Below are 25,625 nucleotides of genomic sequence, written 5' to 3'. Positions count from 1 at the left end.
AATTAATAACCGTTAAGTTTACATTTAAGACAAGTCATGTTGTCATTGAATAATAGCTCACCTTCTTCACCACAAACCTTGCACTTAAATACTATGTTATTATCCGATACACATTTTAAACAGTACTTTTGTACAGGCACTTTCATATTACCACATAAAGGACAAATTTCTTTGTCTTTACAAGCATCACATTTAATCTCCTGGTTATATCCATTCTTATTAATAGAGGCTCCGCATTCAATACAGTTCTTCAAAACTTGCTCCTCTCCACTATTCACTAATTGAGACTTATCAAAATGATCATAAACAATAACTTCATCAGTAAAACTACATTTAGAACCTGTAATCTTCACATTAAATTTTCTACCATCATAAGTTATTACTTCACAACAACCATTGTCATTCAACTCTTTAGCTGTAAACTGATCACCATCTAACCATCCTTTATAAAACCAAATCTTTACAACTTTACCATCTTCAACATCTACATTTAAAGTATAGTTGTTTCGAAAACCAGTATCCGGATTGTAATAACTTACATCAGCGCAATACGTATTGTCGGGGTAACTGCTTTCTTCTCCCTGACTTGAGGAAGTTTCATAACTTTCAGAATGTCTCGTACAGCCATGTTCACATTTTTCTAGGATTACTACGAAAACCAAGAATATCAGCACGTAATATACTCTTTGCTTCATACTAACTCTTTTTATCCCTTGCTTCACACCAACTCCCCTTTAAACGCCTTTTGTAAAAGGCTGTTAAACAACTCCTCTGATTTCTCTAAACTCTTTTGTGCAATTGCTTTTTGTTCTTCTATTACTGCAATTCGTTCCGCAAATTGGTTTTGAAATGACTCTGATGTTCTGGGTATTTTTACCTTTCTCAAATCATCTCCACTTATATTTATAAACGTACTACCATTGCTCGTCGATTGAAAAATATTATACATTCTCTCAAGAATAAGGTATATGTAATCGTTTGATGTGATGCCATTGCTCCTGATTGCCGCCAATCCTCTACCAATGCAATATTCTTTATCAGCCCAATTCATTTTACCTGCAGTTGCTCCTCTGACACAAAATAAAATATCATCTTTTCTGCAAAACTTCGTCGGCTTTGTTGTCCACTGTTTTTCAATTGGATATTTTACACCAAATTCAGTGGGCCCATTTAATAAAGGTTTACCAATTCCATCGATATTGTAAGTATCTCCTTTAGGAGATTGCCCCATGATAACGTCTGCTACTTCTGAAAGTAGATCAATTTCCCATCCCTTAGGATTACTCACTGGGTCCCCAAACATATCCAAAAACAAAGCTTGTGTTAGTTCATCATACTTGGCAATGAGCGCTTTGTCATTCTGTCTTAAGGTATCTGCTGCATCCAGTATGTTGGCAATCTTCTTTTGTTCTTTTAGTGGAAGTAGAGGAATTAAGGTTTGCTTAATAATTCCTCCCGAGATATTTGGTTGAGCACCGCCGACACCTTTGCTTATCAAATCGTTTTTGATAGATTTAAGATAATAAAAAAGAAAATCAACATCAACTTTGTCGGTTGGTAATAAGGCCCCACAAGCTTGATTTGTAGCAGCTTCAAATGGCAGAATAGAACATGCCCCAATTGTTGCTCCATACATAGCCAATAACACTGTATTCTTTGGAAATATTTTTGCGCTTGAATTTTTTAATGCCTCCTCAGTTATGTGTTCTTCTGGGTAGTTAGTATATTTCCCTTTTAAATCACCCGTTTTTACCCATGGGATTTTACCTCCCATATAATATTCTAGTTTTTCTCTACTTGGTGTTCCTCCAGAAGCAACTTGAAACACATCTCCAATTTTAACAAATTTTAAATTACTCATTTCAACAATTCTTCTAAGATTAGCAATTTCTTCTTATTCTCTTCTTGAAGATTTTTGATATCTTGGATAATTACTGCCGGTTTCGCATAAGTCACTTCATCATACACCACCTCTTTGTATCGGTTTATAGACAAATCCCAGTCATTGGCTTTAATGTCTGCAAATGGAACTAAGAAACTTTTATCTGTTCTTTTCCTGTCTTTTTCATCATTCAAATTGTGGTATCTTGAAACAATGTCCGGAATGTCATTATCCCTTGTTTCTGTACGCTTGTCATCAAGAGTATATCCATCTGCCTGCATATCGTAAAACCACACTTTGTCAGTACCTCCTGTACCAGTTTTAGTGAAAAATAACACTGCAGTACTTACACCTGCGTAAGGTTTAAACACACCGCTTGGCATAGATATCACTGCATCCAATTTGTGGTTTTCTATAATCTCTTTTCTTATCTGTTTGTGAGCATTGGAACTTCCAAACAAAACACCATCAGGTACAATTACTGCACATCTTCCACCAGTGGTTAGCATTCGTAGCATTAACCCCAGAAACAGCAACTCTGTCTTTTTAGATTTTACTGTATGAAGAATGGAGCTTTCCACACCATCATAGTCCAAACTCCCTTTGAAAGGAGGATTGGCTAATATTAATGAAAATTGATTTCTTACATCACCATTGCTTTCGCTAAGCGAATCTTTCCCAATCAAATTAGGGTTTTCTATTCCGTGTAACTGAAGATTCATAGCACCAATACGCAACATGGTATTATCAAATTCAATCCCAGTAAACATATCGCTGTTATAGTGTTCTCTGAAGTCTTTATCGTGAAAATACTCAGGATGGTTTTCATGAAAATACTCTCCGGCTGCCACTAAAAATCCTGCTGAACCTGCTGAAGGGTCACATATTGTATCTTCCTTAGTAGGCTGTACCATATCCACCATCATCTTTATAATGTGTCTTGGAGTACGGAACTGCCCATTAGTTCCTGCAGTTGCTATCTTGGAAAGCAAGTATTCATACAAATCTCCTTTAGTATCCCTATCCTCCATTTTGATTTTATCAATCATCTGTACAACTTGGTCAAGTAGTCGTGCATTAGGAATCATAAAGGTAGCCCCACTCATGTATTTGGCAAACACTCCATTTTCGGCACCTACCTGTTTCATGTGCTCAAACACAGATAGTCCTCCAACCATTGGCTTGTTAAACAGATCGAACATGGTTTGTGGCTCTTTGTTTTTGAAAGAACTCCAACGCAATTCTTTTTGTGCCTCGGTGAAGACTGGATTAGCAATGGGTTTTTTAATCATTGCTGCCTTTTTCTCTTCCAGCAACTGGGTTTCATCTAATCTGCGAATAAAAAGCAAGTAGGTAAATTGCTCAATTACCGTCAGTGGGTTAGAAACTCCACCGGTCCAAAAGGACTCCCATATCTTGTCTACTTGTGATTTTAATTCTCCTGTGATCATATTTTTTGTAATCTAATTATTCTAAAAAAGCTTTAACGGTTAAAAATAGCATTTTTTAATGAATTAGGCTAAAAATAAAAAAGACAGTCTAAAAAGGCTACCTTAGTATTTAATAGTGGTTTCGTAGTTTAAATTCAAAAAAGCTATCTACTGATAGACATTATTTATTTATTTTTATAAGAGCATTTTATCAGATTAACCTCGTTTATATTTTGAATAATATAATGGTTTATAGATCGCGAGGGCTAATCCAATGACAAAATTAATATTGTAGAAAAAAGTTACATATGGAAAACAATTATCAACGCGACATTATTGGAATTTGGGAAAATGAAAGTATTAAATATATATTTCATGAAAATGGAGAAATGGAGATTTATTGGAAAAGCACTAACGGAAGTTCAATGGGAAAATACGAGATAGACAAAGACATTATAACGTTTATATATGGCAATCAAGAAAGGACTTGGATGGGTGAAATTAACCATATTAGCAAATCGCATTTATCAATTTTAGACTGTTCACATCAAGTTGGAGTAGTTGATGTATTGTATTCCTCTAGTGATTCTCTATATTCTGTTGACGCTATTGATGACCCTGCTGAAAATACACCACCGCCTAAGGAAAAGTTTAGGGCCATTGATATTTTATGGGTAATCCTTGGTTTAGGATTTTTTTTGACAATTTTTGGATTTATTGGATATCTTGTATACCAAGATTTTGTTACTCATAGTCATCAGGTAAAATATTTTACATTTGGGTGTATTGCACTTTACATATTTATTATCGGACTTATATTGTCCGATATTGAAATGCCAGAAGGTAAATTATTTGATTTGATTAGAAAAAATCCACTTTTATCTTGTTTTGTAATTCCATATGCACTTTATTTTATTGTTCCTGTGTTTGCAATAATAGCTGGTTTAATAATTCTCTTTTTAGAGCTTTGGTTTTATTGGGTTTGTATCCTTATAACAATATTTGTTTTTCAGGCTTGGGTTTCAAATTCAAAAAGATTCAAAAAAATATTAGTTTCAATAGTAGCATTAGTGTCGATTTATTTTCTTTATGAATCTAAAGACATATTACAATTTACTTTTAGTGTTAAGTTCGATGACGAATCGATATTTAAACCCAACTCCGATTAAGGAGTTGGGTTTTTCTTAACTCAAAAACCAAGAATAAGGAGAATCCTTATGACTTAGTACATTTGAGATACCTTCAGAAAACTGAAAGGCATTCACTCCTCTATCGAGGAAGGTGTCAATGTAAGAGCTTTTGTTAGCTCCTGTAAAAAGGTTATACATATTCCATAAATTAATATCTCCGTTAGGCTCTCTGCAAAAACTTTTATCTTGATAATAGTCTTTTGCTATTGTTGAGATATGTCCATCTGTCATAAGCAGCTTTGGTAAATCCTGTTTTTGCCTGGTGGGCAGAAAGTTATACAACCTGCTTTTCCCAACTATCTGAGCAAAATCTTTTTCAGTAAGGCTATAATCAGTAATAGCTTTCATTTCCGAAAGATGCTTTTCTGCATTATAGCTGCTTATCAGTTGTAAAATTTTTTCTTCGAGGTCAAGGAAGCTCATAGCTCTAATTTCGCCAAGGAAGCCATCTGTAGACACACAAAGATTGCAACAAACTTTATTCTGAAAGCCAATAAAGAATTTAAATTTCTCAAACGTTTTCTTGTTATACAGATTTTCGTTGTTGTAGGCTCTGACACCACCGACAGTCAAAGACAATTCATTGCCGCTTACAGTATCCTTTATACCAGGAAGCCTAAAAATGAATGCCATTCTTTCAAAATAATTGGTTCTTTGGCTTTCTAACAAGTCCTTCGCGGGGACATGGAGTGCATCAGGAGTTCTGCCTTTAATTGAGTGGGAAACTCTGATCTCAGGAGGGTCCAAAACTTCGTTTGGAAATACCTTGCTAACTGCACTCAAAGCAGTTTCGATAAACTCCTGATGACTTAGCGTTATTTCATTATCCTTGCTGAATACAGGGATGATACAATCTTCTTTTAAATGAGAAAGGCTAACACTTTCCGTATTAGCCTCTATAAAGGGAGATTTGTCAAATGGGTAACTTTGAAATTCTGTTACTAAAGGAGGCGATGAAGGAATTCTCAATCCATCTTCTCTTTCCTCCAAGTTTTTCGGGATCCCCGTATTTTGTTGTAAAATACCAGGAGTAAAGTTACCTGACGACACAGTACTTAGAGAGGGAGAAACTGAGTTACTTGTCCCTTCATGTTGCTCTGAGTTTTTTGCATTTTGCTGATTATTGACTGCTTTGGGTTCCATTTCCGTTACTGTTTTTAGTGGCTTGATTATCTAATTGTTGTAATAAATCTCTTTTTTCAATGAACTCTTTTTCCATTGTTTTGGCAATGTCAACGTGTTTATTGTAAAGCGCTGAAAGCTCCTGAAGATTGTCACATTCTGTAACCTTTTGAGTTAACTCCTGTTGTGTCACGGTGCTGTTACACCAATCCAATATCTTTTTTCCTGTTTGGGAGTTAATTGCAAACTGCGGTTTCCCTTCAAAAAGCTGTGTTCTGTCTTTTGATGAAATTGCAAAGTGTTTGCTGTCAATGTCAAAGACTATGGTAAACTCATAACTGATTTCATCCCGTTGAATGGCTTTTAATCCCACTTTTTCAGGAACCATTTTACCATTTCTCTCACTTAGGACATAATCTTGTTTTACTCTCATGGTGGCAATTATATGTACACTGCTTTGAAGTATCTTGTCTACAAAAGCTTTTTGCATAGGGGTAATTTTTGCCCAGTTGGCAAAAGAGTTCCCAGGAAGTGATGCATGATAATCTAAAAGATAGTCCCAACAATGACTGATGCTGTCGATAATGATGACTTCCATTCCGGAGTTAATGCATAAGTCCATTGCTTCTATGTATCTTTCCGTACTATGAGGGATGCCCAAATTCAAGACATTGTAACCCCCTAAATGCGCATAAAGATTAGCACTTCCATTTTCAGTGTCGATAACGGCTACTTTGGATAAATCGTTATTGGTTAATCCCTGCGCTATTAGTAAGGCACTCATGGTTTTTCCCGATCCACTCGGACCTTGTAAAGCCATCTTTATCTTGGCTTTACTGCGTTCTGTTTTTTTAAGTTGCATAATGTTGTTTTTTAGATGATATAATAAAAAAAGCGACTGCTTTTTAGGCAGTCGCTCTATTAATACAAGTTTTTTACTTTGATTAAACTGAAATCGATTATCTTTTATTAATCAAAATATTAATAAGAAGCATTCCGAAAGGAGATATAAGAATACCTTCTCCATCCTGACGAACTTCGTCCTCAAAATCCTCATAAAATGTACGATCATTTTGAAAATAGCCTCCCTCTATATATGCAGGATTAACAGAAAAATAACCATCTATTATATTATGTTTAAGTAATAACTCTAAAAGCTTATAAGAAGCGAGTTTCTTGTGTTTTTTTCTAAAATAAATAGGCGCTAATTCTGATAATTTAATCAAATTTTCGGGGACTCTTTTAATTGATTCCAAACTCATGTTATCTGGATTTTTAGAATATGTTCTGTAATCAGGAAAATTCATGTCTTCCATTTCTTTTTCTTTTGTCATAAAATTTAATTTAATAATTGTTCAATAATTTCTCATTGGCATCATCAATAATTTCACTTTCAAAATCCTTCAGGTAAGCAGATGTAATACTTACACTTTGGTGCCCCATAGATTGACTTATCACATCCGTTGAAACACCTACCTCCTTAAGATTTGTTGCGAAACTATGTCTTGCCACATAACTTGTTATAGGTTTTACTATCCCTACCTCCTTAGCTATAAGCTTTAAATCGGAATTGAACTTTTTTAGTTTCTTAACCTTTCTGTTTTCAATCTGCATTGGGGTTAATTCTTCCCGCAAAAGAATTGGAAAAACATAACCCGTATGTGGATTTACCTGCTTGTAATACTCCAGAATCTGTTTTACAGGTTCCAGTATTTTAATTACAAATTTCACTTTGGTTTTAGAACGTGTATAGACAATTCTGTCTCCTTCTATATTCTCCCATCTCAACTTCATCATATCAATAAAGTTCATACCTCTAGTATAATAAGAGAAAATAAATAACTTTTTCGCTTCATTAAGGTTGGGAAATACAGACTCATCGAAATTCTCAATGAGCCTTACCTCCTCTCGGGTTAATGCTCTTTTGTTGTTGCCTTTTTTAAGTTTAGAAACTTTGTATAGCTTAAAAGGATAGTACTTCTCCGCTACAATACCCTTTCTTATGGCATCATTAAACAAGGCACGCAACTCTCGCATCTTAAAACCAATACCTCCATCCGTGTTGTTATTAGCCCTAAGATAAACCTCATATTTATCTAGTATTGCCGGTGTTATCTCTCTGAAAACTATGTTTTTGTTTTTAATAAACTTAAAAAACGATTTTTGAGTTTCGATATAAGCTTTGGCATTACCTGTTCTTCCGGCTGTATTTAAATCATCCACTTTTTCATTCCAAAATTCAAGCACAGTGATATTGCTATCAGTCTTTCCTTTGAACTTCTCATAAAATTGATCCAGTGTAAAATCTACTTCTTCCCGATTAAACTCTTCGATAATACTGTAGGCTTTCTGTTCAAAACCAACTAGCGCACTATTTCTTTTTATATAGTTAGGATAGCACTTTTTAAAACGGGATTTCATTTCATCCCAATCCTTGCTGTCACAATTATAGCCCAGCTTAATCAGTTTTGACTTCCTGTTTTTGGTTACTCTTAGAACAATGGGGTACTGTCCCCTACTGTTAACCTTGTTACGTAATATGATGTTAAATGTTGCCATAAGATTTACGTTTTCTATAACTTATAAAAGTCGATTTTGTAAACACTAATTATTCATCAAGTAGACATACTTCTTGATTACTCCATCCTTTATTAGTGTTTTGGTTTTACTTAACTCATGCTTATCAACAAGCACTTTAAGTCTCTTTTTATGATTTCCTTTAGCCTGCCTACTAAGACCTACTAAACCCCGCTTTTGGCCAAAACTTCTCCAAAATCTATCACTGGAATACTTCCTTAAACTATCCTTATCTTTCTCAGGGATTGTTCCAACAGAATCAAAGGCATCGATGATAAGGAAATCATCAAGTTTTATCAATAAGTTTTTACAAAGCAGTCGAATCTTTTTTTTGTCTACTAAATCCGAAAGATGATTAATCCTCAGTTTCTTTAGCTCTGCCCTCTCGGTATACTTGAGCTCAAAGCGTAACTTATTTGCAGCTATACTATACTGCTTGGCTTTATCGTATATCTTTATCAAATAATTGGTAGACTTAAAAAGTAACAGTTCCCCATTGCCATTAAAGTTCTCGTTTGCGGTATAGGCTTTTTCCTTGTAAAGAAAAATAGCACTCCTTATGATTTCTTCAGCGGGCAGTTTCGTGTCAATATTAAATCCTATCTCCAGCTGAGTAATAACTCCAAAACCGAACTCATCAGATTTAGACAGGATCTCTTCAACAACCTCACACAACATAGAAAATGTAAAATCATTGCTATTGTGGTCTGAGCCGTCGTATTTAAGATTGTAATACTTATGTAAAGAGTTTTTTAGATAGGCACTCTCTTTCGTTACCACTACATCTAAATTTCTGAATTTTACTCTTTTAGGATATAGCACATGTTGAGAATGTACTTCATATTGCGTGTAAAATTCTTTAAATGCGTTTGGATTTGAGATTACTTCTTCCAAGTTCCTTGCATTATCAAAGCGAATTCTAACAAAATCAATCATCCCCTAATTCATCTTGAATGTGACAAACGTCGTACTCCAAGTCCTCTTTGCGGCATGGAACCCTACTGCTAAGAATCCAACTATCCAATTCCGGTTTCCTGAAGTAGATTCTTCTGCCTCCCGGATTGTAAAAAGGAATCGTTCTCGAACTCGTCAGCTTATAAAGTTTCGATTTTGACATGCTCAGGTAAACAGCAGCCATTTCAAGCGTTAGAAATTCTCTATTAACGAATAGAGTTTGCTCATTTTGTAATGGTTCTTCGAAACCAAAACTGTTTTTATTTAACATAGATTAAAAAAATTATACAAATGAGCCGGCTTCATCTGTGGTTATTACTGCTGCAAATGACTCAAAAAAAAAAACCTCCGAACATGAAAGTGTAAGGAGGCTGTAAGGTGAAGTGTAAGGTGAAGTGTAAGGTTATTTCTTCAGTTTAAGCTTTAAATCAGATACATACTTAGCTATTTCTTCGAACTCATTTTCTGGTTTTTTTCCCAAACGACATTTTACCGCATCAATATTGCTTTGGCTCAAAAGAAAAGATTCCTTATTAGTATTTTCTTTAGTATAAAATAGCTGTGACTTTTCAATTGAGGGTTTAAGGTTTTTAAAAAATTGTTCAATGCAGAGTATAAAAGACACGGCTTTTTTTGTGGTACATTTAAACACAATTTTTTGACTAATCACTCTAGGATCCGGACAAGTAAATACTTCGATAAACCCTTCTTCGCTAAGCTGGTCTTGATCAATAATTTCCAGTTCGATGGCGAGATAATAGATTTTTCTCAATCCAAACACACTAATTCGGGACTTAAAAAAACCATCTCTACTTTTTACCGATTTAATTGAAGCACCTGTTTGGATTCCTCCCCCATTAAGTTTTACTAGGGCAGTATTTATTTTATTTAAAAAAGGCAGAATAACATTTTGATACTTATTATCTTCTCTAACGGAATCTGATAAGGATTTCAAATTCTGCTTAACCTCTTTTAAATAATTAGCTGGATAGTGCCCCGAATTATATATTTTCTGTCTTGTTTCCCTAATTAGCTGTAAAGACAATTCCTTCTCACGCGTTAGCATATAGTTTAAACGTTCTGTAAAGGAAATTTTATGGAGTGCCATTTCTCCACTCGCTTCATCTACAACCAGCATAACCGTAACATACCCTTCCTTTTCAAAAGACTGGAAACTACCATTATAATTAACTTCACGATTTATATACTCATCGTAAAAATGAGCCTCATATTTTTCAAAGTTTTCTTTTTCTAAAAAATGCTGTAGGGTTCTAAGAGGAAAGTCGGGAGTGGAGAGTTCTTTAATTCTCATACAATCAATAGCCTTTAAAAATGTTTGACCTATGTTTGACCTGATAAAATAAAAAAGCCCTGCATTTCTGCAAGGCTAACATTTTAGATGTGGTCCCACCTGGGCTCGAACCAGGGACCACCTGATTATGAGTCAGGTGCTCTAACCAACTGAGCTATAGGACCGGTTTAGAGGTTGCAATATTACTATAATTTTTTAATCCCACAAAAATTAATTCGGGATTTCTTGACATAATTCCACTAAAACTCCGTTTGTCCCTTTCGGATGAAGAAAAGCAACCAGTTTATTATCTGCTCCTTTTTTAGGCACTTCATTCAAAACAGTAAATCCTTCTTGCTGTAAACGAGCTATTTCGGCAATGATATCTTCCACATCGAAAGCGATATGATGAATCCCTTCTCCTTTTTTCTCGATAAACTTAGCTATCGGACTTTCCGGATTGGTCGCTTCCAATAATTCAATTTTATTGGGACCATTCATAAAAAAGGAAGTCTTCACCCCTTCGCTTTCCACTTCTTCCTGCTTGTAAGCCGGTGCTCCGAACAGTTTTTCAAAAATCAGGTTGGATGTTTCCAGATTCTTAACCGCGATACCTATATGTTCTATTTTTCTCATGTCTTTTTATTGAGCTGTAAAGTTCGCAAAGTTTTTACAATGTTCACAAAAAATAAAATGGTTTTTCCCATAGCCCTGATAGAGCGGATTAGCTCCCGTCTCGTTTTTTTCAAACGAGACGGGACTATGAGCGATAGCAGGAAAATGGACTGCAAAAAAACACTGTCCGTTCGCTCCTTCACTTTTAACTTAAAAAATCGTATTTTTGCAGTATGGAAACAAACAGACAAAAAAAGATAGGAACGCTTTTGCAAAAAGATTTGGTGGATATTTTGCAGGGTGAGGTACGTAAAAATGGAATCAGCAATCTGATTATTTCCGTATCAAAAGTGAATGTAACGTCCGACTTATCCATTGCGAAAGTATATTTGAGCATTTTTCCGGTTGATAAAGGCCCTGAACTTTTAGCGGCAATCCGAACCAATACTCCATTAATTAGATATGATTTAGCTCAACGCGTTAAACAACAATTACGCCGTGTACCAAATCTGATTTTTTACATTGATGACAGCTTAGACTACATCGAAAAAATTGACAGCGCTTTAAAAGGCGAAGAAAACCCGATTGAAAACCGCGATCTTTTAGCCCGAAGAAAGAAATCGTAATTTGAATTTTCCGTTCTACATAGCGCGTCGTTACACGGTTAGTTTCAGCAAAAGCACTGCCATCAATATTATTACCGGCATTGCGACACTTGGAATTATCGTGAGTTCCATGGCGCTCTTTGTAGTTTTGTCGGTATTCAGCGGTTTACGGGAATTCAGTCTTTCCTTCGCGAACGACACCGATCCCGACTTAAAACTGTCGAACTCTGTCGGTAAATCGCTGATGATTACCCCTCAGCAAGAAAACCAGTTAAAAAATTCCAAAAACATTGCTGTTTACAGCAAAACGATTGAAGAACGCGTATTGTTCTCCTTCAACGAAAAACAGGAAGTCGCTTATTTAAAAGGGGTTGACGACGCTTTCAAAAAAACTACTCCGTTCGAAAAGAAAATTTATGCAGGGGAATGGCTTAAACCCAACACCTCCCAGGTAGTTATCGGATATGGTATTGCCAACAAACTTTCCATGGGATTGTTTGACTTTAATAATGTTTTTGAAGTTTTCGTTCCTAAACCAGGTAAAGGGGCCATTGAAAATCCGGAAGAAGCCTTTAACGAATCACCATTAACACCTATAGGCATCTATGCCATCAATGACGATTTGGACAGAAAGTATGTTTTTTCCGATTTAAGCCTAGCTCAGGAATTACTGCAATATCATCCCAATCAGATCACTTCAATTGAAGTAAAACTAAAACCGTCAGCTTCGGAAGACGAAGCCATCGAAGAACTTCAAACGATTTTCAATAATAAAGTATCGGTAAAAACGAGGGCACAATTAAACGACAGTTTATACAAAATGCTCAACACCGAAAACATTGCCGTTTACCTCATCTTTACTTTAGTGATCATCGTTGCCTTGTTCAATCTGGTGGGCGCACTGATCATGATGATTCTGGACAAAAAAGCCAATCTTAAAACCCTTTTCAATCTGGGAGCCGAAATCCGACACCTGAGAGCCGTGTTTTTACTTCAAGGAAGTTTGCTGACTTTCATCGGCGGAATTATCGGATTATTATTAGGGATGTTGTTTGTGCTACTGCAAAAGAAATATGCGCTGATTATGATTACCCCTTCCATGGCCTACCCTATTCAGTTTGAAACCCTGAACGTAATCATTGTACTTGGAACCATAAGCATCTTGGGACTGACAGCCTCTTGGATTGCTTCAAGCCGTGTAGGCAAAAGTCTCCTGGAGTAATTCTGCTTCAAAATTAATTTTTATCTTTGCTGTTCAACAAAACGGAACGCCCATGATTGTTTTTGTCTAGTCCTTACTTATTTACCACTGAGATAATTAGGACATTTTTGCCTTAACTGGATTCATCGATCTGGCCTTATTCATTATATCCTAATTCAACATGACAAACACATCAAAACATACTACTTTTTCAAGAATATTCAGCACGCTGAAAACTGCCATTAAAGGCGACGACTCTTTCGATTACACCAGCGGAAGCATCAAAAAAGCCGTTATCCTCCTGGCCATACCCATGGTTTTGGAAATGATGATGGAATCGGTTTTCGCATTGGTTGATTTGTATTTCGTAGGACATTTGGAACACAGCAGCTACGCTATTCAAATGGTAGGATTAACAGAATCAGTACTCGCCATTATCTACTCATTGGCCATCGGGATCAGCATGGCGGCGACGGCTGTAGTAGCGCGACGTATTGGCGAGAAAGATCCGGTCGCAGCCTCCAAAGCCGGAATGCAGGCCATTATTATTGCTTTTGCAATCAATACAGTAATCAGTGTTTTTGGATTTATTTATGCTAAAAATATTTTATTGCTTATGGGAGCCACGCAGGAAGCTGCCGATTACGGTGTGAATTTCACCCGAATCATGATGGGCGGAAGCTTATGCATCATGCTTTTATTCCTGATTAACGGAATTTTTCGCGGTGCCGGAAATGCGGCGATTGCTATGCGCAGCTTATGGCTAGCCAATGCCTGCAACATCATTTTATGCCCGATTCTTATTAACGGACTGGGACCGATTCCTGCGTTCGGATTAATTGGAGCCGCAATGGCAACCACTACTGGAAGAAGTATCGGCGTATTGTACCAGGCCTATCACCTTTTCAACGGGAAAAGTATATTAAAAATCATTCCATCGTATTTCATTCCCGATTTTGAACAGATCAAACACATTGCTAAAATTGCCGCTCCAGGTGTTTTACAGTTTGTAATCGCTTCCTGCAGTTGGATTTTCTTGGCGCAATTGGTCGCTACCACCGGAGGTGATCACGGTTCGGCAGGGTATCAGACGGCGTTGCGCATTATGATGTTTTTCATTCTTCCGGCTTGGGGACTGAGTAATGCCGCAGCGACTTTGGTTGGACAAAATCTAGGTGCTAAACAGATTGAACGTGCGGAGAAATCCGTATTTACCACCGCAAAATACAATACGGTGTTCATGGCTACCATCATGGTGATCACCTTATTGTTTTCACATCAAATCATTTCTTTTTTTTCGAATGATGTTATTGTTCGGAAAATTGCCGTGGAAGCTTTGCAAACCATGAGCCTTGGCTATATTTTTTACGGTATCGGAATGGTGCTGATCAATACATTCAACGGTGCCGGGGATACTTGGACACCGACCTGGGTTAATTTTTTCGGATTTTGGCTGTTCCAGATTCCGCTTGCTTATGTTTTGGCAAAACAATTTAAAATGGGACCGACCGGGGTTTTCATGGCCGTCCCGATTGCCGAAACCGGAATAACTTTAGCAAGTATCGTACTCTACAAAAAAGGCAAATGGAAGAAAGTACAGGTTTAATTTAACCACATCAAATAAAAAAGTCCGCCTCGTTTAACAAGGCGGACTTTTTACTATTTCAATTATTTACTATACTATCTGATAATCCGAAAAGGCATCACGGATTTCATCAAAAATCTTGAATAATTCGTCAGCACTGTCATTGGTTACTAACTGTTGACGGTATTCCTTAAAATTGTGAATCCCTTTGAAATAATTAGTGTAATGACGGCGCATTTCTACGATACCTACACGCTCGCCTTTCCATTCCATGGCCCAAGTCAGGTGATTTTGAGCTGCCTGAATACGGGCTTCCATATCGGGAGGCGGCAATAATTCGCCTGTTTTGAAGTAATGTTTGATTTCGTCGAAAATCCAAGGGTAACCGATGGCAGCGCGGCCGATCATCATTCCGTCCAAACCATATTTGTTTTTGTATTCCAACGCTTTTTCGGGAGAATCGATATCCCCGTTACCAAAAATAGGCATCGTGATTCTAGGGTTTTCCTTTACCCTTTGGATGTGCGACCAATCCGAGTGACCTTTGTACATCTGGGCGCGCGTACGGGCATGAATGGTTAAGGCCTGTACGCCCACATCCTGCAAACGCTCGGCCACCTCATCGATATTGATGGAATCATGGTCCCAACCCAAACGGGTTTTTACCGTTACCGGAAGATTCGTTCCTTTAATAACCGCCTTGGTTAAACGCACCATCAAATCCACATCTTTCAACACTCCGGCACCGGCACCTTTACAAACTACCTTTTTAACCGGACATCCAAAATTGATGTCTACTAAATCGGGTTGTACGGTATCGACAATTTTGGCCGACATTTCCATCGCTTCTTCATCTCCTCCAAAAATCTGAATACCTACCGGACGTTCGTAATCGAAAATATCAAGTTTCTTTTTGCTTTTCATAGCATCACGGATCAATCCTTCACTGGAAATAAATTCCGAGTACATCAGATCGGCGCCGTGCTGTTTGCACAAACGACGAAACGGCGGGTCGCTCACGTCTTCCATAGGCGCAAGTAACAAAGGAAATTCGGGTAATTCTATGTTGCCAATCTTAACCATCTTCTTCAATTTGGCGCAAAATTACGAATTTAAACCTTAATTAATTGTTAGAAGCCGTAACAAACAGAAAACTAATGGTTTCACACCTTCGTTCGAGGATTTTCAGGAAGGACAACTTCGTTAGAAATATAATCATAACTTCACAATAGAATTATTAAATTTAATAGTTTCTTTTGGACGTCACTTTATTACTTTATTAAAAACGGGAAATGGAAAAGAGAATCACTATTGGTATTGTTTTCAGAATCCTGAAGGATACTTTTCAAAGTTTTATTGATGACCGCGCATTAAAACTTAGCGCATCGCTTTCCTATTATACCATTTTTTCATTGGCGCCCCTTTTACTATTAATAATTTCACTAACAGGTATTTTCTTTGGACGAGACGCTGTCCAAGGCGAGATTTTCAAAGAAATAAACGGTTTAATGGGTAGTGAAGCCGCGGCCCAAATTCAGGATATTATCAAAAATATGGAACTCTCAGGGGAAACAAATGCAGCTATAGTTGTTAGCGGTATTATTTTACTGATTGGAGCAACAAGCGTTTTTGTAGAAATCCAGGATTCCATCAATATGATTTGGAAATTAAAAGCAAAACCAAAAAAAGGCTGGATAAAATTAATTAAAGACAGGCTGCTTTCTTCTTCCCTAATTATCAGCCTTGGGTTCTTGCTCATTGTTTCACTACTTATAAACGGGGCCTTATTGGCATTAAGTGAATGGCTTAAAAATTATTTCCCGAGCGTAACTCTGATCATTTTTCGGATTATCGATATATTGGTCAGTTTTGCAGTCATTACCACTCTTTTTGGTGTGATTTTCAAAGTGCTTCCGGATGCAAAAATATCCTGGAAAGATGTCAGATCCGGCGCATTTTTTACCGCATGCCTTTTTATGCTGGGCCGCTTTTTAATTGGTATTTATATCGATGTAACAAGCACCGGCTCTGCTTACGGCGCAGCAGGTTCCTTAATCGTAATTTTGGTTTGGGTGTATTATACCGCTGCTATTTTATATTTTGGCGCAGAATTCACAAAGGTATATGCTGAATATATGGGTGCAAAAATTCAACCGTCAGATTATGCGGTCTATATTGAACAATACGAAAAGGAAAAAGACGTAACCGTTTTGCCCAATACCGCAAAGCCAGACAGTGAAGTAATCGAAAAGTGAAGCTATTGTCACACTACAATTTCAGAATTTTCTTCAAAAACAAAATCTATTTTCCATGCATTACTATTTTCAAAAGGGCTCAAGACAAATTTTACTTGATTCTTACATTTTTGAAATCAAAAAATTTCAATTTAACGGAATTTGTTAACCTCCCCTTTTAAATCAAATCTTTGCGTTATATTTGCCGATTAATTCACTACCTTTATGAGTCGTGATGCGCGTTAGGGATTGCAGTGGAAATCCTTTTGTTTTTTCTTTAAAAACAAAAGATTGGAACGAAAAGCCCGGCCCTTGTGGGAACGCCAAAATAATTTTGACAAAGAACGAAGATGAAGCATATTAGAAACTTCTGCATTATTGCACATATTGACCACGGGAAAAGCACCCTGGCCGACCGTTTGCTTGGCGCCACACAGACCGTTACGGCACGTGAGGAAAAAGCACAATTGTTGGACAACATGGACTTGGAGCGTGAGCGCGGGATTACTATTAAAAGTCACGCCATCCAGATGGAATACACCTATAAAGGCGAACAATATATCCTGAACCTGATTGACACTCCCGGACACGTGGATTTCTCGTATGAGGTTTCCCGTTCGATTGCCGCATGTGAAGGCGCGCTTTTGATCGTGGACGCTGCACAGAGTATTCAGGCGCAAACGATTTCCAACCTGTATTTGGCTTTGGAAAACGACCTGGAAATTATCCCGGTACTGAACAAAGTAGATTTACCAAGTGCCAACCCGGAAGAGGTAAGCGACGATATCATTGACTTGTTGGGTTGTAAATTGGAAGACATTATCCACGCTTCGGGAAAAACCGGTTTTGGTGTGGAGAACATTTTGGCAGCTATCATCGAAAAGATCCCGGCTCCGAAAGGCAATAAAGAGGAACCTCTTCAGGCATTGATTTTCGACTCGGTTTACAATCCGTTTAGAGGGATTGAGGTTATTTTCCGTGTGAAAAACGGAGAAATCCGCAAAGGTCAAAAAATCAAATTCATGGCTACGGGCAATGAATATTTTGCCGATGAAATCGGTACGCTGAAACTAAATCAGGTTCCGAAAGACGTGGTTTCCACCGGAGATGTAGGATACCTGATCTCGGGTATTAAAGAAGCGAAAGAAGTAAAAGTTGGGGACACCATTACGGATGCAAAAACCCCAACAACCAACATGATTCATGGTTTCGAAGACGTAAAACCGATGGTATTTGCCGGGATTTACCCGGTAGACACAGAGGATTATGAGGATTTGCGTGCGTCGATGGAGAAACTGCAACTAAACGATGCCTCGTTGGTATTTGCAGCGGAGAGTTCGGCAGCGTTAGGTTTCGGTTTCCGATGCGGATTCTTAGGAATGCTGCACATGGAAATCATCCAGGAGCGTTTGGAACGTGAATTCGACATGACTGTAATCACGACGGTTCCCAACGTATCGTATTTGGCGTATACCAAAAAAGATCCGGAAACTGCCATCATTGTTAACAACCCTTCCGACTTACCGGAGCCATCAAAATTGGACCGTGTAGAGGAACCATTTATCAAAGCCACCATCATTACCAAAGCGGATTTCGTAGGAAACGTAATGAGTTTGTGTATCGAAAAACGCGGACTGATTACCAACCAAACGTATCTGACCACAGAACGTGTGGAATTGAATTTCGATATGCCATTGGCGGAAATCGTATTTGACTTCTACGACCGATTGAAAACGGTTTCCAAAGGATATGCTTCTTTTGATTATCATCCTATTGGAATGCGTACATCGAAATTAGTAAAACTAGATGTACTTTTAAATGCGAATTCGGTTGATGCGCTTTCGGCGTTGATTCACGAAGACAATGCGTATAATATCGGTAAAAAAATGTGTGAGAAACTGCGTGAACTGATTCCGAGACAACAGTTTGACATTCCGATTCAGGCTGCCATCGGAGCGAAAATCATCGCCAGAGAAACCATCAAAGCCTTACGTAAAGACGTTACCGCAAAATGTTACGGAGGGGATATTTCCCGTAAACGTAAATTGTTGGAAAAACAGAAAAAAGGTAAAAAACGTATGCGTCAGGTTGGAAACGTAGAGATTCCGCAAGAAGCATTTATGGCCGTATTGAAATTGAACGATTAATTATTCCCTTTTTAATAGTAAACCCGATTGCGAAAGTAGTCGGGTTTTTTGTTTTTAAACTTTGTACCTTTGTCCCTCTGAAACTTAGACCCTAAAAAATGATTGAAGATAAAAACCAACAACGAACCAGTATCGCACAATTGGGCGAATTCGGCCTGATAGACCATTTAACCAAACAGTTTGAAATTACGCAGCAATCTACCATAACAGGAATCGGTGATGATGCCGCTGTTTTAGATTTCAAAGACAAGAAAACCATCGTCTCTACCGATCTGCTGATTGAGGGCGTGCATTTTGATTTGTCCTACATGCCCCTGAAACATTTGGGATATAAAGCGGTTGCTGTCAATGTTTCCGACATCTGTGCGATGAATGCCAAAGCAACCCAAATTACTGTTTCCATTGCTGTTTCGAATCGTTTCCCATTAGAAGCTTTAGAAGAGCTGTTTTCGGGAATTGCGATTGCCTCAAAAACTTATGGAATTGATGTGATTGGCGGCGATACTACTTCATCCCAAAAAGGACTTATTCTTTCGATTACCGCTATCGGAGAAGCCAATGAAGACGAAATCGTTTATAGAAACGGTGCAGGCGAAAAAGATTTATTGGTCGTTACTGGTGATATAGGCGCGGCATACATGGGATTACAGGTTTTGGAAAGAGAAAAACAAGTCTTTTTGGTTAATCCAAACAACCAACCTGATTTGGACGAATACACTTATCTGATCGAACGTCAATTGAAGCCGGAAGCGCGCGTAGACGTCCGCGAAATTTTAGAAAAACTGGAAATAAAACCGACTTCCATGATTGATATTTCCGATGGATTGTCTTCGGAGATTATGCATTTGTGCAAACAGTCAAATGTAGGCTGTAATGTATTTGAAGAAAAATTACCATTAGATCCGCAACTGATAAATGTGTGTGAGGAATTCAATATCGACAGCACCACAGTTGCCATAAACGGCGGTGAAGATTACGAATTACTGTTTACCATCAAAATGGAAGATTACGACAAGCTGAAGGGCAATCCGAATTTTACGGTTATTGGTCACATGACGCAGGAAAGTGAAGGCATTCATTTGGTAACCAGAGCCAATACTAAAATCGAATTGAAAGCAAGAGGCTGGGATGCCATGAGTGAAGAAAAATAAAAAAAGGCTTTCCGAACGGAAAGCCTTTTTTTATATAAAAGTAAGATTACATCTTCATCAACCAGTTTCTCATGGAAACTTCTTTATTAATGATTCCGCGTAACTCTTCGATTTTCACTCGGTCTTGTTGCATCGAATCTCTGTGACGGATCGTAACTGTTTGATCTTCCAACGTCTGATGATCCACCGTAATACAGAAAGGAGTACCTAATGCATCCTGTCTTCTGTAACGACGACCAACCGCGTCTTTTTCGTCATAAGCCACATTGAAATCCCATTTCAAATCTTCGATGATTTGTCTTGCCACTTCCGGTAAACCGTCTTTTTTCACCAATGGTAAAACGGCCGCTTTGGTTGGTGCCAATACCGAAGGCAAACGCAATACTGTTCTTGTAGAACCGTCTTCCAATGTTTCTTCTTTCAAAGAGTTAGAGAAAACTGCCAGGAACATTCTGTCCAAACCAACCGAAGTTTCTACCACATAAGGCGTATAGTTTTGGTTTAATTCGGTATCGAAATACTGCATTTTTTTACCCGAATGCTGTTCGTGGGCTTTTAAGTCGAAATCGGTACGGGAATGAATTCCTTCCAATTCTTTGAATCCGAACGGGAAGTTGAATTCGATATCAGCTGCTGCATTAGCGTAGTGCGCTAATTTCTCGTGATCGTGGAAACGGTAATTTTCTTTACCCAACCCAAGCGACAAATGCCATTTCAAACGCGTTTCTTTCCAGTATTCGTAATATTTCATTTCTTCACCCGGACGAACGAAGAACTGCATTTCCATCTGTTCGAACTCACGCATACGGAAGATAAACTGGCGTGCTACGATTTCGTTACGGAACGCTTTTCCGGTTTGTGCGATTCCGAACGGAACTTTCATACGACCGGTTTTTTGCACGTTCAGGAAGTTTACGAAAATACCCTGAGCCGTTTCCGGACGAAGGTATAAATCCATTGCCGAATCAGCAGAAGCACCTAATTTAGTTCCGAACATCAAATTGAACTGACGTACATCTGTCCAGTTTTTAGAACCAGTATCCGGATCAGCAATTTCAAGTTCTTCGATCAGCGCTTTTACGTCAGCTAGGTTTTCGGTTTCCAATGAACGGGCCATACGCTCCAGAATTTCTTTCTTTTTAGAAAGATACTCCACCACACGGGTGTTAGTGGATACGAATTCCTGTTCGTTGAAAGCCTCACCATAACGCGCTCTTGCTTTCTCAATTTCTTTTTGTGCTTTTTGATTTAATTTTTCGGCATAATCCTCAATTAAAACATCGGCACGGTATCTTTTTTTAGAGTCTTTATTGTCGATCAACGGATCATTGAAAGCATCCACGTGTCCGGAAGCCTTCCATGTGGTAGGATGCATAAAAATCGCAGCGTCGATCCCCACGATATTTTCGTGCATCTGTACCATTGATTTCCACCAATAGTCTCTGATGTTTTTCTTTAATTCAACTCCGTTTTGAGCATAATCGTATACAGCGCTCAAACCATCGTAAACTTCGCTTGACGGAAAAATAAATCCGTACTCTTTTGCATGCGAAACTACATTCTTAAATAAGTCTTCTTGTTTTGCCATAGTGACGCAAAAGTATAAAAATAGGTCGGGAAAAAATAGCCGGAAAACTATCTTTTTGAAAGAATTTTAATTGACTCTGAAATTAGCGGTCCCGATAATTTGACCTTCATTGATCAGCCTGATTTTATAATCTCCGACTATCAGTTGGTACTGATAGAGATCAATAAACACACAGGCATCCGTGTTCAGCCTGTCGTAATAAATTTCTTTAACCAATTGGGTTTCGCCCCCTCCTTTCAGTGTTAACAATCGATTTTTAGGATTGACCACCTGAATAAAAATTGTCTTGTTTCCTGGCTTGACATCCTTATTTTCCTCCAAAGTAAAACGAACACGCACCTGATCGATTTTTGAAGACACAGTCGTCTCCACAACATCATTTGAAATTATCCGAACACCACGTGCACTGACATTCACAGCAGACAACTTTTTCACGAGTATTTCAGGATTGGTTTTAACAACAACCTTGTTGTTTTTCTCAGCAGAAATGCTAACGCTTTTAGGGGACGCAGACACTTTCACATCCGATACGTTATTGGAATATTTTTCATTTACGGAATCGTACCGCTTTAAAATTTCGGAAATCTGATTTTGATGGATTGATTTTTCTAAAGAAATTTTATCTTTGAGCTCCTTATTTTTTAAGGAAAAATCGTACAATTTGAAAGAAACCGTTATTAATCCTACTGCAAGAAACCCAACACCGAAAGTGGTCAAGTATAGTAATTTATTATGTGGCATTTTATAAAGTGATAATGGCGAATTTAACAATTTCTTAAATATTTGAACAAAAAAATCGATGAAATGATAAAAAACCTGATTAACCTCCTTTTTCCAAAGATTTGTAACGGATGCAACTCCTTTTTGTTAACAAATGAAAACCTTCTCTGTTCAAAATGCCGGCACGATTTGCCTTTTACCAACCATTATTTAGTAAAGAACAATGAAACATTTAAAAAATTCTATGGAAGACTCCCGGTAGAACACGCCTCATCAGTTGTTTATTTTCACAAAAAAGGTATTGTCCAGCAGCTCATACATAATCTGAAATACAAAGGGGCGGAAGATGTGGGAGCATTGCTCGGAACACTTTATTGCAGTCAATTGAAAGAAATCAATTCATTCGAAGAATTTGACGTTGTAATTCCTGTTCCGTTGCACAAAAAAAGGTTGAAGGAAAGAGGCTATAATCAGGTAACTCTTTTTGGCACAACCTTGGCAGCTGGACTTTCCATTCCTTATAACGACAGCATACTGATCCGAAAATTGTATTCCAAAACACAGACAAAAAAGAACCTGCTGGGCAGAACCGAAATAAACCCCACATTGTTTGAGGCAAAATTTTCAGAAAAAGAACATGGAAAACATTTCCTTTTAGTCGATGACGTAATTACCAGCGGAGCGACGTTGGAAGCTTGTGGAAAAGCCCTTTTAGAAATACCGGGCACCAAAATAAGCATTGTTACCATCGCCTTTTCACATTCATAATTTTACGGAAAACATTTCATTTCCTCTAAATATAATCGTTATTTTGTGCTGTTAAATGAAATTAAAGATGTTAAAATCAAAGTATATACTATTTGTCGTGTTCCTTTCTATTATAGTAACCAGTTGTGCTAAACGAGGTACAATTACCGGTGGAGGAAAAGACACTATTGCACCAAAGATTGTAAGCAGCTTGCCAAAAAATTTCAGCTCAAACTTTAAAGGGGATTTTATCAAGATAAACTTTGACGAGTACATCAAAATAAAAGACATCAACAAACAGTTGATCATTTCCCCTCCCATGAAAAATCCTCCGATTATAGTTCCGATGGGAAATGCCAGTAAATTCATTACCATAAAAATACTGGACACTTTACAGGCCAACACTACTTATAGCTTCAACTTTGGACAAAGTATTACCGATAATAACGAGGGAAATCCCTATTCGCAGTTTAAATATGTCTTTTCTACAGGAAGCTATGTAGATTCACTAAAATTAGGCGGAACAATTAAGGATGCCTATTCAAAAAAACCGGACAACTTTGTAAGCGTAATGCTTTACGATGCCGAAACATTTAAAGATTCAACAGTTTATAAAAAACAACCCCATTACGTTACCAATACGCTGGATAGTCTAAAAGCCTATGCACTGGAAAACATCAAAGCCGGAAAATACCATCTAATAGCGCTGAAAGACAAAAACAACAACTATAAATTTGACCCGAAAGAGGATAAAATTGGTTTTCTGAAACAGGAAATCACACTCCCTACAGACACTTTGTACCAACTTGAACTCTTCAAGGAAAACCAGCCTTTTAAAGCATTAAAGCCGTCACAAGCCAGCAGCAACCGATTATTGATGGGATTTGAAGGAAACCCAAGAAATACAAAAGTAACTGTTAGAAATGGACGCGAAACAATTCCTTCCAAACTTACCCGTTTTACAGGAAAGGATTCACTGCAGATCTGGATCCCGAAAATAAAAATGGATTCCGTTCATGTAGATGTAACCAATGGCAATTACGCCAAAACATTTACATCCAGAATCAAAGAAATGAAAGCAGTCGACACTTTGAGCATAAATCCCAAACAAATGGGAACGCTGCATTTCAGGGAGGTTTTTACATTGACAACCACCTTACCACTATCCAAAATGGATGCTTCTAAAATAGTGCTAACCAAAAAAGATTCGACCAGCGTTCCTTTCAAAGCGGAATACAAAGAAATGGAGCAGGAAATCGCCCTTGAATTTAAGAAAGAAGAAAACCAGAAATACAACATCCGTTTACTGCCGGGCGCCGTAAAAGATTTTTACGGTAAGGAAAATGGCCCGCTTCAGTTTTCCGTAAGCACAAAAAACTTATCCGAATACGGAAATATAAAAGTCAACCTTCAAAACGTAAAGCGATTCCCAATTATTATCGAATTATTAAACGCTAAGGAAACCGTAATCGCTTCCATGTATTCTGAAAAAGAAACCGTTCTGAATTTCGAATCCTTAGAACCACAGAATTACACCCTTCGCGTAATCTACGACGACAACAAAGACGGAGAATGGACAACGGGAAGTTTCCTTGAAAAACGCCAGGCAGAAGAAGTGATTTATTATCCTAAAGAAATTGGTCTTCATGAGAATTGGTTTATGGACGAAGACTTTAATTTAAAGCAATAAAAAAACACATGTTTGTATATTAAAGCAAACTTATTAAAACATGGTCAAAAAACATCGTTCATTTATAGAGCGACAGATTACATATCGACTCATCTGCATTAAAAATAAAACAACAATTATTCTTCCAAAATAAAAGAATCCCTATCTCTTAAAAAGCCGAGTCTATTGCGATTAGCCAGCATTAGCTCTTTATCCAACCGCACAGAATAGACCATTTCTTTTTCAGAAGGTTCTATCAAAAACGTTCCCAGATAATCAAGAATCTGAGAATGCCCCGGATAATTATTGTCATTATCATCTTCGCCAACGCGGTTTACCCCTACTACATAGGTCATGTTTTCTATGGCGCGTGCCTTAAGCAGCGTATCCCAGGCACCAATCCTCGGCTGAGGCCAATTGGCAACATAAATCAGCAAATCATAATCGTCATTAATACGGGAAAACACAGGGAAACGCAGATCATAACATATCAAAGGACAAATGCGCCACCCAAGATAGTTGATGATTTTTTTGTCGGTTCCTTTTTTATAGATCTTATCTTCACCGGCAAAGGAGAACAAATGACGCTTGTCATAGTATTCCACTTCGCCTGTAGGAAATACAAACAACAAACGGTTATAATAATTATCATCTTCCCGGATGATAACACTGCCGGTTAAGGCGATATTTCTGCTCGACGCAGTCGATTTCATCCATTGCACTGTAGCACCATTCATATCCTCGGCCACTTCATGCGGATTCATTGTAAATCCGGAAGTAAACATTTCCGGTAAGACCACCAATAAAGTTTCTTCGGGGATATTCTGAATCTTGGCCGCAAAATAATTACGGTTAGCTTCTGGGTTTTCCCAAAAAAGAGGTGCCTGTATGATAGAAATTTGCATAGCCGAACTTTT

Annotated in this window: 24 protein-coding genes and 1 tRNA gene; 9 read left to right on the top strand and 16 right to left on the bottom strand. The window is 37.7% G+C overall.

Going from position 1 to position 25,625, the window contains the following annotated elements; all coding sequences use genetic code 11:
- Positions 1–2 precede the first annotated feature (2 nt).
- Genes FEDK69T_RS03850 through FEDK69T_RS03840 form a run of 3 tightly spaced genes read right to left on the bottom strand, consistent with a single transcriptional unit; the run spans position 3 to position 3,333 of the window.
- Positions 3–695 carry a hypothetical protein gene (locus FEDK69T_RS03850; RefSeq protein ID WP_023572835.1) on the bottom strand — a complete coding sequence of 231 codons (693 nt, stop codon included), beginning with the start codon at positions 693–695 and terminating at the stop codon, positions 3–5.
- A gap of 23 nt (positions 696–718) precedes the next feature.
- Positions 719–1,861: a restriction endonuclease subunit S gene (locus tag FEDK69T_RS03845; protein WP_035630735.1), complete on the bottom strand. Its 1,143-nt coding sequence runs from the start codon at positions 1,859–1,861 to the stop codon at positions 719–721.
- On the bottom strand, positions 1,858–3,333 hold the full coding sequence (locus tag FEDK69T_RS03840; RefSeq protein WP_023572833.1) for a type I restriction-modification system subunit M: 1,476 nt from the start codon (positions 3,331–3,333) through the stop codon (positions 1,858–1,860). Before FEDK69T_RS03840 ends, FEDK69T_RS03845 begins: the two co-directional genes overlap by 4 nt.
- Positions 3,334–3,620: 287 nt before the next feature.
- On the opposite strand from FEDK69T_RS03840, the gene FEDK69T_RS03835 reads away from it, so the two are divergent.
- Positions 3,621–4,481, top strand: coding sequence for a hypothetical protein (locus tag FEDK69T_RS03835; protein WP_023572832.1), 861 nt, complete (start codon positions 3,621–3,623; stop codon positions 4,479–4,481).
- A gap of 15 nt (positions 4,482–4,496) precedes the next feature.
- Here FEDK69T_RS03835 and FEDK69T_RS03830 read toward each other — a convergent pair whose 3' ends face one another.
- The 9 genes from FEDK69T_RS03830 to mce form a co-directional block, all read right to left on the bottom strand.
- Complete coding sequence (locus FEDK69T_RS03830) at positions 4,497–5,645, bottom strand: DUF3871 family protein (RefSeq protein WP_081711694.1); 1,149 nt, start codon at positions 5,643–5,645, stop codon at positions 4,497–4,499.
- Positions 5,623–6,486 (bottom strand): AAA family ATPase, encoded by an 864-nt coding sequence (locus tag FEDK69T_RS03825; RefSeq protein ID WP_023572831.1) that lies wholly within the window; start codon positions 6,484–6,486, stop codon positions 5,623–5,625. Before FEDK69T_RS03825 ends, FEDK69T_RS03830 begins: the two co-directional genes overlap by 23 nt.
- Positions 6,487–6,583: 97 nt before the next feature.
- Positions 6,584–6,958: a hypothetical protein gene (locus FEDK69T_RS03820; RefSeq protein ID WP_023572830.1), complete on the bottom strand. Its 375-nt coding sequence runs from the start codon at positions 6,956–6,958 to the stop codon at positions 6,584–6,586.
- Positions 6,959–6,968: 10 nt separating this feature from the next.
- Positions 6,969–8,183, bottom strand: a complete 1,215-nt coding sequence (locus FEDK69T_RS03815) for a site-specific integrase (RefSeq protein ID WP_023572829.1) — start codon at positions 8,181–8,183, stop codon at positions 6,969–6,971.
- A 45-nt stretch (positions 8,184–8,228) separates the two neighbouring features.
- Positions 8,229–9,095 carry a hypothetical protein gene (locus tag FEDK69T_RS03810; protein ID WP_162147238.1) on the bottom strand — a complete coding sequence of 289 codons (867 nt, stop codon included), beginning with the start codon at positions 9,093–9,095 and terminating at the stop codon, positions 8,229–8,231.
- 34 nt (positions 9,096–9,129) lie between these two features.
- Positions 9,130–9,426: a helix-turn-helix transcriptional regulator gene (locus tag FEDK69T_RS15355; protein WP_051385062.1), complete on the bottom strand. Its 297-nt coding sequence runs from the start codon at positions 9,424–9,426 to the stop codon at positions 9,130–9,132.
- A 132-nt stretch (positions 9,427–9,558) separates the two neighbouring features.
- A complete protein-coding gene (locus FEDK69T_RS03800; protein WP_023572827.1) occupies positions 9,559–10,467 on the bottom strand; it encodes a hypothetical protein in 909 nt (302 codons plus the stop codon).
- Positions 10,468–10,557: 90 nt separating this feature from the next.
- Positions 10,558–10,631 (bottom strand) — tRNA-Ile (locus tag FEDK69T_RS03795).
- A 46-nt stretch (positions 10,632–10,677) separates the two neighbouring features.
- Positions 10,678–11,082, bottom strand: a complete 405-nt coding sequence (gene mce / locus FEDK69T_RS03790; protein ID WP_023572826.1) for a methylmalonyl-CoA epimerase — start codon at positions 11,080–11,082, stop codon at positions 10,678–10,680.
- 212 nt (positions 11,083–11,294) lie between these two features.
- On the opposite strand from mce, the gene rbfA reads away from it, so the two are divergent.
- The 3 genes from rbfA to FEDK69T_RS03775 all read left to right on the top strand — a co-directional run bounded on the left by rbfA (position 11,295) and on the right by FEDK69T_RS03775 (position 14,473).
- Positions 11,295–11,687 carry a 30S ribosome-binding factor RbfA gene (gene rbfA / locus FEDK69T_RS03785; RefSeq protein ID WP_023572825.1) on the top strand — a complete coding sequence of 131 codons (393 nt, stop codon included), beginning with the start codon at positions 11,295–11,297 and terminating at the stop codon, positions 11,685–11,687.
- Position 11,688: 1 nt separating this feature from the next.
- Positions 11,689–12,888, top strand: a complete 1,200-nt coding sequence (locus tag FEDK69T_RS03780; RefSeq protein WP_023572824.1) for an ABC transporter permease — start codon at positions 11,689–11,691, stop codon at positions 12,886–12,888.
- A 160-nt stretch (positions 12,889–13,048) separates the two neighbouring features.
- Complete coding sequence (locus FEDK69T_RS03775) at positions 13,049–14,473, top strand: MATE family efflux transporter (protein ID WP_023572823.1); 1,425 nt, start codon at positions 13,049–13,051, stop codon at positions 14,471–14,473.
- A gap of 69 nt (positions 14,474–14,542) precedes the next feature.
- Here the strand turns inward: FEDK69T_RS03775 and dusB are convergent, their stop codons facing one another.
- The gene (dusB, locus tag FEDK69T_RS03770; RefSeq protein ID WP_023572822.1) at positions 14,543–15,535 is read right to left on the bottom strand and encodes a tRNA dihydrouridine synthase DusB; all 993 of its coding nucleotides are present in this window, start codon (positions 15,533–15,535) and stop codon (positions 14,543–14,545) included.
- A 209-nt stretch (positions 15,536–15,744) separates the two neighbouring features.
- Here dusB and FEDK69T_RS03765 point away from each other — a divergent pair, with 209 nt between their 5' ends.
- The 3 genes from FEDK69T_RS03765 (at position 15,745) to thiL (ending at position 19,984) form a co-directional block, all read left to right on the top strand.
- The gene (locus tag FEDK69T_RS03765; protein WP_023572821.1) at positions 15,745–16,707 is read left to right on the top strand and encodes a YihY/virulence factor BrkB family protein; all 963 of its coding nucleotides are present in this window, start codon (positions 15,745–15,747) and stop codon (positions 16,705–16,707) included.
- Between the two features lie 329 nt (positions 16,708–17,036).
- Entirely contained in the window at positions 17,037–18,833 is a 1,797-nt protein-coding gene (gene lepA, locus FEDK69T_RS03760; RefSeq protein ID WP_023572820.1) for a translation elongation factor 4, read from the top strand.
- Positions 18,834–18,931: 98 nt separating this feature from the next.
- The gene (thiL, locus tag FEDK69T_RS03755; RefSeq protein ID WP_023572819.1) at positions 18,932–19,984 is read left to right on the top strand and encodes a thiamine-phosphate kinase; all 1,053 of its coding nucleotides are present in this window, start codon (positions 18,932–18,934) and stop codon (positions 19,982–19,984) included.
- Positions 19,985–20,030: 46 nt separating this feature from the next.
- On the opposite strand, the gene FEDK69T_RS03750 is transcribed toward thiL, so the two are convergent.
- Entirely contained in the window at positions 20,031–21,572 is a 1,542-nt protein-coding gene (locus tag FEDK69T_RS03750) for a glycine--tRNA ligase (protein ID WP_023572818.1), read from the bottom strand.
- Between the two features lie 66 nt (positions 21,573–21,638).
- A complete protein-coding gene (locus tag FEDK69T_RS03745; RefSeq protein WP_035656298.1) occupies positions 21,639–22,313 on the bottom strand; it encodes a hypothetical protein in 675 nt (224 codons plus the stop codon).
- 63 nt (positions 22,314–22,376) lie between these two features.
- On the opposite strand from FEDK69T_RS03745, the gene FEDK69T_RS03740 reads away from it, so the two are divergent.
- A complete protein-coding gene (locus tag FEDK69T_RS03740) occupies positions 22,377–23,060 on the top strand; it encodes a ComF family protein (RefSeq protein WP_035630734.1) in 684 nt (227 codons plus the stop codon).
- A gap of 67 nt (positions 23,061–23,127) precedes the next feature.
- Positions 23,128–24,729: an Ig-like domain-containing protein gene (locus FEDK69T_RS03735; protein ID WP_023572815.1), complete on the top strand. Its 1,602-nt coding sequence runs from the start codon at positions 23,128–23,130 to the stop codon at positions 24,727–24,729.
- A 116-nt stretch (positions 24,730–24,845) separates the two neighbouring features.
- Here FEDK69T_RS03735 and FEDK69T_RS03730 read toward each other — a convergent pair whose 3' ends face one another.
- Positions 24,846–25,613, bottom strand: coding sequence for an amidohydrolase (locus FEDK69T_RS03730; protein ID WP_023572814.1), 768 nt, complete (start codon positions 25,611–25,613; stop codon positions 24,846–24,848).
- Between the last annotated feature and the right edge of the window lie 12 nt (positions 25,614–25,625).

Origin of the sequence: Flavobacterium enshiense DK69, from assembly GCF_000498495.1 — a bacterium.
Taxonomy (GTDB): Bacteria; Bacteroidota; Bacteroidia; order Flavobacteriales; family Flavobacteriaceae; genus Flavobacterium; species Flavobacterium enshiense.
Note: the sequence above shows the minus strand (reverse complement) of the source record. Positions and strands in the feature narration are given on the sequence as shown.

Excerpts from the sequence above, each read along its gene's own strand:
- FEDK69T_RS03835 (WP_023572832.1), top strand. The coding sequence starts at position 3,621 with ATGGAAAACAATTATCAACGCGACATTATTGGAATTTGGGAAAATGAA.
- FEDK69T_RS15355 (WP_051385062.1), bottom strand. The coding sequence starts at position 9,426 with ATGTTAAATAAAAACAGTTTTGGTTTCGAAGAACCATTACAAAATGAG.
- FEDK69T_RS03740 (WP_035630734.1), top strand. The coding sequence starts at position 22,377 with ATGATAAAAAACCTGATTAACCTCCTTTTTCCAAAGATTTGTAACGGA.
- lepA (WP_023572820.1), top strand. The coding sequence starts at position 17,037 with ATGAAGCATATTAGAAACTTCTGCATTATTGCACATATTGACCACGGG.
- FEDK69T_RS03820 (WP_023572830.1), bottom strand. The coding sequence starts at position 6,958 with ATGACAAAAGAAAAAGAAATGGAAGACATGAATTTTCCTGATTACAGA.
- rbfA (WP_023572825.1), top strand. The coding sequence starts at position 11,295 with ATGGAAACAAACAGACAAAAAAAGATAGGAACGCTTTTGCAAAAAGAT.
- FEDK69T_RS03830 (WP_081711694.1), bottom strand. The coding sequence starts at position 5,645 with ATGGAACCCAAAGCAGTCAATAATCAGCAAAATGCAAAAAACTCAGAG.
- FEDK69T_RS03850 (WP_023572835.1), bottom strand. The coding sequence starts at position 695 with ATGAAGCAAAGAGTATATTACGTGCTGATATTCTTGGTTTTCGTAGTA.
- mce (WP_023572826.1), bottom strand. The coding sequence starts at position 11,082 with ATGAGAAAAATAGAACATATAGGTATCGCGGTTAAGAATCTGGAAACA.
- dusB (WP_023572822.1), bottom strand. The coding sequence starts at position 15,535 with ATGGTTAAGATTGGCAACATAGAATTACCCGAATTTCCTTTGTTACTT.
- FEDK69T_RS03745 (WP_035656298.1), bottom strand. The coding sequence starts at position 22,313 with ATGCCACATAATAAATTACTATACTTGACCACTTTCGGTGTTGGGTTT.
- FEDK69T_RS03840 (WP_023572833.1), bottom strand. The coding sequence starts at position 3,333 with ATGATCACAGGAGAATTAAAATCACAAGTAGACAAGATATGGGAGTCC.
- FEDK69T_RS03800 (WP_023572827.1), bottom strand. The coding sequence starts at position 10,467 with ATGAGAATTAAAGAACTCTCCACTCCCGACTTTCCTCTTAGAACCCTA.
- FEDK69T_RS03845 (WP_035630735.1), bottom strand. The coding sequence starts at position 1,861 with ATGAGTAATTTAAAATTTGTTAAAATTGGAGATGTGTTTCAAGTTGCT.
- FEDK69T_RS03750 (WP_023572818.1), bottom strand. The coding sequence starts at position 21,572 with ATGGCAAAACAAGAAGACTTATTTAAGAATGTAGTTTCGCATGCAAAA.
- FEDK69T_RS03735 (WP_023572815.1), top strand. The coding sequence starts at position 23,128 with ATGTTAAAATCAAAGTATATACTATTTGTCGTGTTCCTTTCTATTATA.
- FEDK69T_RS03775 (WP_023572823.1), top strand. The coding sequence starts at position 13,049 with ATGACAAACACATCAAAACATACTACTTTTTCAAGAATATTCAGCACG.
- FEDK69T_RS03825 (WP_023572831.1), bottom strand. The coding sequence starts at position 6,486 with ATGCAACTTAAAAAAACAGAACGCAGTAAAGCCAAGATAAAGATGGCT.
- FEDK69T_RS03815 (WP_023572829.1), bottom strand. The coding sequence starts at position 8,183 with ATGGCAACATTTAACATCATATTACGTAACAAGGTTAACAGTAGGGGA.
- FEDK69T_RS03730 (WP_023572814.1), bottom strand. The coding sequence starts at position 25,613 with ATGCAAATTTCTATCATACAGGCACCTCTTTTTTGGGAAAACCCAGAA.
- thiL (WP_023572819.1), top strand. The coding sequence starts at position 18,932 with ATGATTGAAGATAAAAACCAACAACGAACCAGTATCGCACAATTGGGC.
- FEDK69T_RS03765 (WP_023572821.1), top strand. The coding sequence starts at position 15,745 with ATGGAAAAGAGAATCACTATTGGTATTGTTTTCAGAATCCTGAAGGAT.